This window comes from Pseudonocardia yunnanensis, assembly GCF_039534065.1.
GTDB lineage: Bacteria > Actinomycetota > Actinomycetes > Mycobacteriales > Pseudonocardiaceae > Pseudonocardia > Pseudonocardia yunnanensis.
Genome location: NZ_BAAAUS010000067.1, coordinates 23467 through 31901, shown reverse-complemented (window position 1 = coordinate 31901; position 8435 = coordinate 23467). Strand labels below are relative to the sequence as shown.

At 67.6% G+C, this 8435-nt stretch carries 9 protein-coding genes and 1 pseudogene; 3 read left to right on the top strand and 7 right to left on the bottom strand.

Annotated features, from left to right (window positions below; all coding sequences use genetic code 11):
• Positions 1-155: pseudogene (locus ABD743_RS43665) on the bottom strand (SDR family mycofactocin-dependent oxidoreductase); the annotation flags it as partial.
• A 318-nt stretch (positions 156-473) separates the two neighbouring features.
• Between ABD743_RS43665 and ABD743_RS43660 the strand changes: the two are divergent.
• The 3 genes from ABD743_RS43660 (at position 474) to ABD743_RS43650 (ending at position 3306) form a co-directional block, all read left to right on the top strand.
• A complete protein-coding gene (locus ABD743_RS43660) occupies positions 474-1100 on the top strand; it encodes an isochorismatase family protein (protein WP_344730472.1) in 627 nt (208 codons plus the stop codon).
• Between the two features lie 10 nt (positions 1101-1110).
• A complete protein-coding gene (locus ABD743_RS43655; RefSeq protein WP_344730471.1) occupies positions 1111-1653 on the top strand; it encodes a Dps family protein in 543 nt (180 codons plus the stop codon).
• A 132-nt stretch (positions 1654-1785) separates the two neighbouring features.
• Entirely contained in the window at positions 1786-3306 is a 1521-nt protein-coding gene (locus ABD743_RS43650) for a GMC family oxidoreductase (protein WP_344730470.1), read from the top strand.
• Positions 3307-3377: 71 nt separating this feature from the next.
• On the opposite strand, the gene ABD743_RS43645 is transcribed toward ABD743_RS43650, so the two are convergent.
• The 6 genes from ABD743_RS43645 to ABD743_RS43620 all read right to left on the bottom strand — a co-directional run bounded on the left by ABD743_RS43645 (position 3378) and on the right by ABD743_RS43620 (position 8381).
• The gene (locus ABD743_RS43645) at positions 3378-4313 is read right to left on the bottom strand and encodes a helix-turn-helix domain-containing protein (RefSeq protein ID WP_344730468.1); all 936 of its coding nucleotides are present in this window, start codon (positions 4311-4313) and stop codon (positions 3378-3380) included.
• A 109-nt stretch (positions 4314-4422) separates the two neighbouring features.
• A complete protein-coding gene (locus tag ABD743_RS43640; protein ID WP_344730466.1) occupies positions 4423-5529 on the bottom strand; it encodes an LLM class flavin-dependent oxidoreductase in 1107 nt (368 codons plus the stop codon).
• 67 nt (positions 5530-5596) lie between these two features.
• Positions 5597-6052, bottom strand: a complete 456-nt coding sequence (locus ABD743_RS43635; protein WP_344730464.1) for a nuclear transport factor 2 family protein — start codon at positions 6050-6052, stop codon at positions 5597-5599.
• 205 nt (positions 6053-6257) lie between these two features.
• The gene (locus tag ABD743_RS43630) at positions 6258-6590 is read right to left on the bottom strand and encodes a DUF202 domain-containing protein (protein WP_344730462.1); all 333 of its coding nucleotides are present in this window, start codon (positions 6588-6590) and stop codon (positions 6258-6260) included.
• Positions 6587-7045 (bottom strand): YidH family protein, encoded by a 459-nt coding sequence (locus ABD743_RS43625; protein ID WP_344730460.1) that lies wholly within the window; start codon positions 7043-7045, stop codon positions 6587-6589. The genes ABD743_RS43630 and ABD743_RS43625 overlap by 4 nt, the downstream gene beginning before the upstream one ends.
• Positions 7046-7388: 343 nt before the next feature.
• Positions 7389-8381 (bottom strand): phosphotransferase family protein, encoded by a 993-nt coding sequence (locus ABD743_RS43620; RefSeq protein ID WP_344730458.1) that lies wholly within the window; start codon positions 8379-8381, stop codon positions 7389-7391.
• Between the last annotated feature and the right edge of the window lie 54 nt (positions 8382-8435).

Genomic DNA, 8435 nt, shown 5'->3' with positions numbered 1-8435 from the left:
GTAGCCAACGGATAGGCCACCGTGTCGAGCTGGCGGCACAGGTCGAACGCGATGATGTCCGCACCCTCCTGCGCCAGCCGCACCGCGTGCGACCGACCCTGCCCCCGCGCCGCGCCGGAGATCAGAGCGACCTTGCCTTCGAGACGTCCTTCCATGGTGGTCCCCCTCGTCTTGTTCAGCTGACTCCGTAGCGACGGCTTGCAGACGATCGGCATGAACGTCTTTTCTCAGGTCCAACCGAGTTACCCAGTTGACCGCATCGGGCCATCTCAGGGCGGACGTTTTCTCGTCAATTGAGAGACATTTCCTCCTTGAGGTTGCGGGAGCAGATCCAGGGTGGCGATGCTCACGACACCAGCCGTCGGACGTCATTCCGTTCTGCCGTCAGAACGCCCACTCGAACGTTCTGGGGAGGAACCCACCGCAGCCGAGATCGACACCCCGGCCATGAATCAACTATTTCCGGAGGAACCATGAGCGACACCACGTGCACCGAGCGGCTGACGCGGGACAATACGGCGGTCCTGCTGATCGACCACCAGGTCGGCCTCTACAGCGGCATTGTCGACATCCCGCTCGCCGAGCTCAAGCACAACGTGGTCGCCCTGACCAACGCTGCGCGGGTGCTGGGCCTGCCGATCATCGCCACCACCACGGCAACCGACAGCATGTGGGGGCCGATGATCCCCGAGCTCGCCGCAGCGCTACCCGCCGATCTCGCCGTGCCCGACCGCACCACCGTCAACGCCTGGGACGACCCGCGGGTCGCCGATGCAGTCCGCGCCACCGGCCGCAAGAAGCTTCTCATCGCCGGAATCTCGACCGAGGTCTGCCTCGCCTTCGCCGCACTGAGCACGAACGCCGAAGGCTTCGACGCCTACGCCGTCATCGACGCCGCCGGCACCTTCTCCCAGACCAAACGCGAGGCCGGACTACTGCGGATGCAGCGGGCCGGAGTCACCCCGATCGACTACGCCACCGCGATCGTCGAGATCCTCGCGGACAACGCCGACCCACTGGCCGGCGAGGTATACGCGGCACTCGACATGCCATTCGCCGTACTGGTCGACCAGATCGCCCAAGCCATGACCAAGAGCTGACGCTTTCGCCATGACCGGCACCATCGAAAGGAGCACGGTGAACACCACCGCACGTCTGAGCGAACAGCACACCACCCGTCGAGACGAGGGCACCGTCCGCGACTTCCAGGCACCGCCACAGCTGGTCGCGGATCTGCAGCGCGTCCTCGCCGACCTGATCGAACTGCATCTGCAGGGCAAACAGGCCCACTGGAACGTCGTCGGAAAGAACTTCCGCGACCTGCACCTGCAGTTGGACGAACTCGTCGACGCCGCGCGCGAGGCCAGCGACACCATCGCCGAGCGGATGCGTGCACTCGATGCGGTTGCCGACGGTCGGTCCGACACGATCGTGGCGACCACCAGGCTTCCGCAGTTCCCGGCCGGCGAGCAGAATACGGCCGAGGTCGTCGACCTGATCACCACCCGCATCTACACCGCGGTCGACACCATCCGGGCCGTCCACGATGCCGTCGACGCCGTGGACCCGAGCACGACAGATCTCCTGCACGCGATCATCGACACGCTCGAGAAGCTGGCCTGGATGGTCAAGGCCGAGAACCGCAAGATTTGAGCACCTGACGATCGGCCGACGTCTGATCAAAGAGTCCGTCACCGGTGCCGTGGCTTCGAATCAACGGTGCTGCCCGGTGGGAGCGGCCGGGTCCGCTCCAGGCCCGGTAGTGCCCCGGAAGGAGCTGCAGAGGTGCCTGAGAAGAACGACGCGCAGACGGTCGACGTCGTGATCGTCGGGGGCGGGTCGGCGGGCGCGGTGCTCGCCAACCGGTTGTCGGCCGACCCGGCACGTACGGTCGTCCTGGTCGAGGGCGGCCCCGCCTATGCAGTGGACGAGTACCCCGCGGTCCTGCGGGACCCCGCGCGGGTCGGTGATGACGCCGAGCACGACTGGGGCCTGACGGCGACGATCGATGACACGGGCCGGGTGATCCCGACGCCACGGGGCAAAGTGCTCGGGGGCAGTTCCGCCGTGAACGCGGCGGTCGCCCTGCGCGCCCGCGCCGACGATTTCGAGAAGTGGGCCACGCACGGGGTCACCGGGTGGTCGTTCGAGGAGGTGCTCGAGACCTACCGGGCGCTGGAGAACACGACCGACGGCGACCCGCGGCTGCGCGGGCGGTCCGGGCCGTTCCCCATCCGCCAGCGGACTTGCGCCGAGCTGACACCATCGCTGCGGGCGTTCGTCGACGCATCCGTGGCACAGGGGTTCGCGAGGCTCGACGACCCGAACGGCACGCAGCAGAACGGCGTGACCCCGTACCCGCTCAACGTCGTGAACGAGGTACGGCAGAACACGGGCCTGGTCTACCTGACCGCTGAGGTCCGCAGGCGGCCCAACCTCACCATCCGCGACCGGACGACGGTCGACAGTGTGCTGTTCGACGGAACGGCCGCGACCGGGATCGTCACGCTCGACGGGCAGGTGCTCCGCGCAGGCGAGGTGATCCTCTCCGCCGGCACCTACGGCAGCGCGGGGATCCTGATGCGCTCCGGGATCGGCCCGGCCACAGACCTCGGAAGACACGGCATCGAGGTCGTGAGCGACCTGCCGGTCGGCCGCCGGTTCCAGGACCACCCCTTCTACTACAACATCTACACACTGAAGCCGGACGCGAACGCGATGTCGCCCGCAGCAGGCGCCATCGTGTGGACGCGAAGCAGCGAGGCCATCGGCGACGAGCTCGATCTGCACATCTCGGCGACTCACCTGGCCGACCCGAGCATCAGCCCGACAGGGGGAGCGATCGTGCTCGCGACCGCCGTCACGCAGCCCGACTCGATCGGCTCCGTCGCGCTGCGCAGCCGTGACCCGCAGGACGGCCTGGCCATCGACCTCAACTTCCTCGCCGAGCCCCGAGACCGGCGCCGCATGCTCGAGGGCGTGCAGATCAGCCGCCGGATCGGCCGCGACTCAGCCATGGCCGCGGTTGTGGACGGTGAGCTGACCCCCGGGCCCGGGATACGCGACGACACCGCCCTCGAGCAGGTGATCCGACAGCAGCTGGACACCTACCAGCACCCCACCTCGACCGCACCCATGGGCGGCGACGGCGACCCGTGGGCCGTGGTCGACAGCGCCGGCAACGTCCGGGGAGTGAGCCGCCTCCGGGTCGTCGACGCCTCGATCATGCCTCGCGTGCCGTCGACCGCCCCGAACGTCACCACGATCATGCTGGCCGAGCACATCGCCCGCACGAACATGCGCTGAGGAACCGAACCCGCCGCTCGAATGTCGGGCATTTTCTCGTCAGGAAGGTATCTCCTCCGAGGGCTGCAGGATCAGACCCCGGAGAGGCAATGCTCACGCCAGCACTTGGGAGTCATCCCGTACTGCCGGCGAAACGCCCGCTCGAACGTCCTGGGCTCGACGAAGCCCACCGCAGCCGCGACGCCCGACATGCCGAGCCAGGCATACCGCGGGTCGGACAGCATCGCCTTCGCCGCGCGCAGCCGTTGCTCGCGCAGGTACGCACCGGGCGTGGTCCCGATCCGTTCGAACAGGGTGTACACGTGGCTGACCGACACCTTGTGCCGCCGCGCCAGCTCCCCGACCTGAAGGCGCGGGTCGGCCAGGTGTTCGCGCACGTGCGTGAGCATCATCTCGAGCAACACCGCCGCGGAGCCGTCCCCGGCCGGTACCGAGGGGACGACGCCCCGCAGCGCCATAGCGACCAGGTCGATCGCGGCGTGCCCGGCGTCCAGCCGCTGCGGCGCGCTGAGGCCGTCGGCGATCGTGAACAGCCGACCGAGGTAAGCAACCAGGATCTGCATGGCCGGGGCCGCCGGATCCATGCTGCGTGCACACGCCTCGCCGATCTCGGCAGCACGCAGCGGCAGCAGCTCTCGGGAGAAGGACAACGTCAAGTACCGGGCCTCGGTCGGCGTGACCCACGTGCAGGGACTGCGCGCCTCGGCCAGAACTCCCCTACCGACCGCCAGCTCGGCGAATCGGCCGCGCTGGATCATGTGGCCCCGGCCGGCCAGCTGTACGGCGAAGACCACCCGGTTGCCTTCCGACGCCCTCGCCGCCATCCGGTCGGTTCTGACCGCCGACCTCGACCCCCAGCACGTCGCTTGCACGAGTGTGAGGCCTCTACTCAGCGCCTGCAGCGCGACACGGCCGCGAAAGTCCGGATCCGTTCGGTAGGTCGCTGCCATGAAGAACTCATCGGCGACATCTGCGAGCTCCTTACCGGAGAACTCGTGAATCTGCACGCCCGCGAGGCTAACTCGCAGGATTGCAGTCAGCAATCATCTGTATTCCGATTTGCTCAAGATGTCACAATCTACACGGATGACGCCGTGGAGTCTGAACCCCACGGGATCATCTGGGTGCAGGTTGCGGGAACTTCCGTATCACTGGCAGAACCCTTTCTGCGAACAGTCGCATGTTTCGTTCCGCGCTCTCGTAGGTCATGCTGCCATAGCGGAAGTACGCGGCGATCTCGCTGGCGGACGCCGCCTGCTGGAGCGCCTCGATCTTCTCGATCACCTGATCGGGGGTGCCCCAGAGGACTTTCGTCACCTCCGCGCGCCGGGCTTGTTCGGTGTCGAGCGCTTCGCCCTTTTCGACGTAGTAGTCGTAGCCGCCGATCTTCTTGTACCGCGCGGCGTCGATCCAGCTGTAATGCAGGGCGACACTTTCCAGGTATTCTTCGTAGTGGAGCGCCTGTTCGTAGGCCTGCTGTTCGCTCTCGGCGCAAGATGCGGCGTTGATGACGATCGGGGCTGACGGACCGAGCCCCGCTTCAGCTCGGGCCGCGTTGAAGGCAGCGGTCTCCTTGGGATAGTCCTCCAGGTCTCGGGAGACAGCGAACATCGCACCCAGTCGCTGCCTCGCTGCAATCTCGAGCGTCTCCGGACTCATCCACGCACAGTACATTCGCTCGGCGAGGTCCCGGCGAGGCCTGGGCCGAATCTCGATTTCCGGGATTTGATAATACTCGCCTTCGAAGGAGAATCTGGTCTCACTGAGGGCTCGGCGGATGATCTCCAAACATTCAGCGAACCGTGCTCGCGATTGGCCCATCGGGATCCGCAGTCCGGCGAACTCGTCTGCCGAGGCCCCCCGGCCGAAGCCGAGGGAGAACGTGCGGTCACCCAGCATGATGTCCATCATCGCGATCTCTTCAGCCAACCGCACCGGATCGTGCCACGGGAGGACGATCACCGCGGACCCCACGTCGGCGTTCTTCGTGCGGCCGGCCAGGTAGCTCAACAGCTGGATCGGTGACGGCGTCATGAGGTAGGGGCTGAAGTGGTGCTCCGTGCTCCACAGCGTGTCGAAGCCCAGGTCATCGGCGAGCACTGCGAGCTCCAGCGCTTCGGACGTCAACTGGTGGTCAGGGTAGTCAAAAGGCTTATCGACGCCCGACTTGAAGCGCTTCCAGTCCCAGTAGTTCTGGGTGCAAATGGCGTGGCCGAACCGCACGTGAAATCCCCCGACGTCTCCGTGTCGAACCGAATGGTGTGGTTGATGCAGGCAGGTGGACGGTGGATCACCACGACTCCGCCGCGAACACCGGCGAGAGGTCCACGAACACCCGGAACTCCTTGACCAGGCCCCGCTTCAGACGCAACGTGGTCATGGCGGGAAGAGGCGCCAACCGCGCCCCGTCGAGGCGCGTATAAGTCACTTCGCTCTCCACACCCACCGCCTCACCCTCTTCCCAGCTGCCCAACCACACGGCGATGATCGAGTGGCTCAGCCCGCCGATCGTCGAGAAGAACGCCGCGACGGCCTGCTGCACCTGGGGCTTGCCCACGACGCGTTCCTGGTTGGCGAAACGCAAGGCGACGTCGTCGGTGAACATTCCGACCACCGCAGCGACATCCATCGCATCGATCCTGCTGAACAGCTCGTCCACCGCCCAGGGCAGCGCTGGGCGCCCGGGAGCCGCGCCCGCATTCCGCACGGGCTCCGCGCTCGATCGGCTCCCCGGGATGTCATTCACGGTTCGAGCATTGCCACTCCGCATCTGCGGCCTCAACACCTGACGAGGAAATGTCCCCAGCTGACGAGAAAACGTCGTCCCATAGATTGCCCGATGCGGTCACGCGTCCACGTCGAGCAGGTCGTGGGTGCCTGCCCGGCTTGACACCCTCGGGACGTTCCGCGCGTTGACGTCCGTTGTTTGCTCGCCTGATCCGCCGGCCGGCTCAGAGCAGGACGATGCCGGTGACCACGGCCAGGGCCACCACCGACGAGCCGACCACCGGCACGGCGAGGGCGGGGGCCACGCGGGCCGGGAACGGAGAACGGCGCAGGAGGGCCGCCCGGTGCCGACCGACCACGACCGTCACCAGGGCGATGAGCACCGCGAACGTAGCGGGCACCAGCGCCACGGCGAGTCCCGCCGCACCGATCTCGTTCAGCGACAGCAGCGCCGCGTTACCGAGCATGCCGAGGGCCGTGCGACCCCACGCGAGCCGCGTGCGTTCCGGTTGTAGCCCGGGCGCGTCCGGGGACGGACCGGCGTGCATGGGCCTCATCCCAGGACCCCCTTGACGATCACCAGTGCCAGCCCCAGCAGCGCAAGGATGACGAGACCAATGGCGAGCACCCACGGGGCCCGCTGCGGTGGCAGCGCCCCGTTGCGCCGCATCGCGTACTCCACCCGCCGCCACCGCAGCACGCCGTTTCCTGCGCACAGCACCGCGAGAACCACCAGGAGCCCACCGGTCACAGCGCGCACCCCCGGCAGCGGGAACGCAGGTACGAGCTGCACCACCGCGATCCCCGCAGCGAGCAGCGAGAGCGCCGAGCGGATCCACGCGAGGAACGTGCGTTCGTTGGCGAGGGTGAACCGGTAGTCCGGGTCGTGCTCGACGAGGGCCGATTCCTCCGCGGGGCCGTGCGCGGCGGTACCGCCGGCAGGAGCAGGGCCGCTCTCAGGAATCGTGGGCTCCCGCTGCCATGGCCCGCCCGGGCGCCGCCTCGGCGACAACGTCCCGAACGTTCACGGTGACGACGGGCCAGGTGCTGTTGAGGGAGTCCCTCGGATCGCCGTCCATGCAGGCGAGTGTGCCGACGGCAGCCATTCGCGCCCATTGCGTGACCACCAGGATCGAGGCGATGCCCACCCGAGGGCAGAGGTAGGGCCAACCCCACGGCGATCCCAGCCACAGACACCGACCAGCACGCTCACCGCACCGGCCCAGACCAACTCCACCGACTCGCCCATCGAATGACCACGGACTACAGGGAGACTTCTGGGCCGCCACCCTCAACCGGTCCAAGCGAAGGCGGCTGACGCGCCGCAAGTCGCCCGGGCAGCGCATTTCTGGCTGTCAGAGCCTTCGCAGGGCTCGCCGCAGCACGTCTTCGACGCGGCGACGCATGCCCGTCGTGTCAACCAGTGTCCGGCCCGCGACCTGCCGAGGCAGGAACTGCGGCCAGTCGGGTCCGAAGGAACAGAGGGCGGCGATGTCGGCCCGGGGATCCACCAGTTGTCCCGCCTGCGCCTGGTAGATCTCCAGGAATCGTTCGGCGGCCTCGGCCGAGTACAGAGCCGCCAGGTTCAGTCGACAGTGGCCGACGTCGATACCCCGTGGACCGGTTGCGGCGTTCGGCCAGTCGACGACACCGGAGACCCGACCATCGCGCCACAGCACGTTGAAATGCTGGAAGTCCCGGTGGAGGAACACGCGCTGCACCGTGGACGGAAGCGCCCATGCGGTCGCGAAGGCACGGCCCCACAGGTCGTCACCCTCCGCCCAGGCGGGGAGCGCCGAAGAGATCCACGACTCGTATGGCTCCGCCTCGATGCCGGTCGCGTGGATCGCCACCAGAGTGGCCGCGAGCTCGTGGAGCCAGGCGTCGAAGTCGGTGGGCGTCAGGTCCACCTCGCCCGGAGCCAGGGACATGAGAAGCGACGGCACGCCGGCCTCGACACCAGAAGGATCGGCAGCCTCCAAGCGCGGCGCCGGAATCCCGGTCCCCACAAGGGTCTGCAGGGCGTGCGCTTCGCGACGCACGAGAGCCGCCGCGTCGACCGCGAACCGTCCATCCCATTGCCGCAACACCACGGCATACAGCCGACCCTGCCCGCGCGAGATCTGGATCCGGTACATCCCGGCGGTGATCCCACCAACCAACGGCAGGACCATGGACACCCGGCCTCCGACGGACCTCTCCACCCACCTGACGGCACGGGGATCAAGATCCACCTGACAAGCGTAGGCGGGCCGACGAGGCGCCGCCGCCGATTTGCCGGGCCCGCCATAGAACCTGCTGAACCAAAGCCCGTGACCCAAATCAGGTCTCCCCCGCACCCGCGCCACGCCCTGAGCACACGATGCGACGGCTTCCCCGAGATCGACTCCTAGGGCGCCCCA

Bases quoted from the DNA above. Each gene is read 5' to 3' on its own strand.
- ABD743_RS43660 (WP_344730472.1), top strand. From the start codon at position 474: ATGAGCGACACCACGTGCACCGAGCGGCTGACGCGGGACAATACGGCG.
- ABD743_RS43655 (WP_344730471.1), top strand. From the start codon at position 1,111: ATGACCGGCACCATCGAAAGGAGCACGGTGAACACCACCGCACGTCTG.
- ABD743_RS43630 (WP_344730462.1), bottom strand. From the start codon at position 6,590: ATGAGGCCCATGCACGCCGGTCCGTCCCCGGACGCGCCCGGGCTACAA.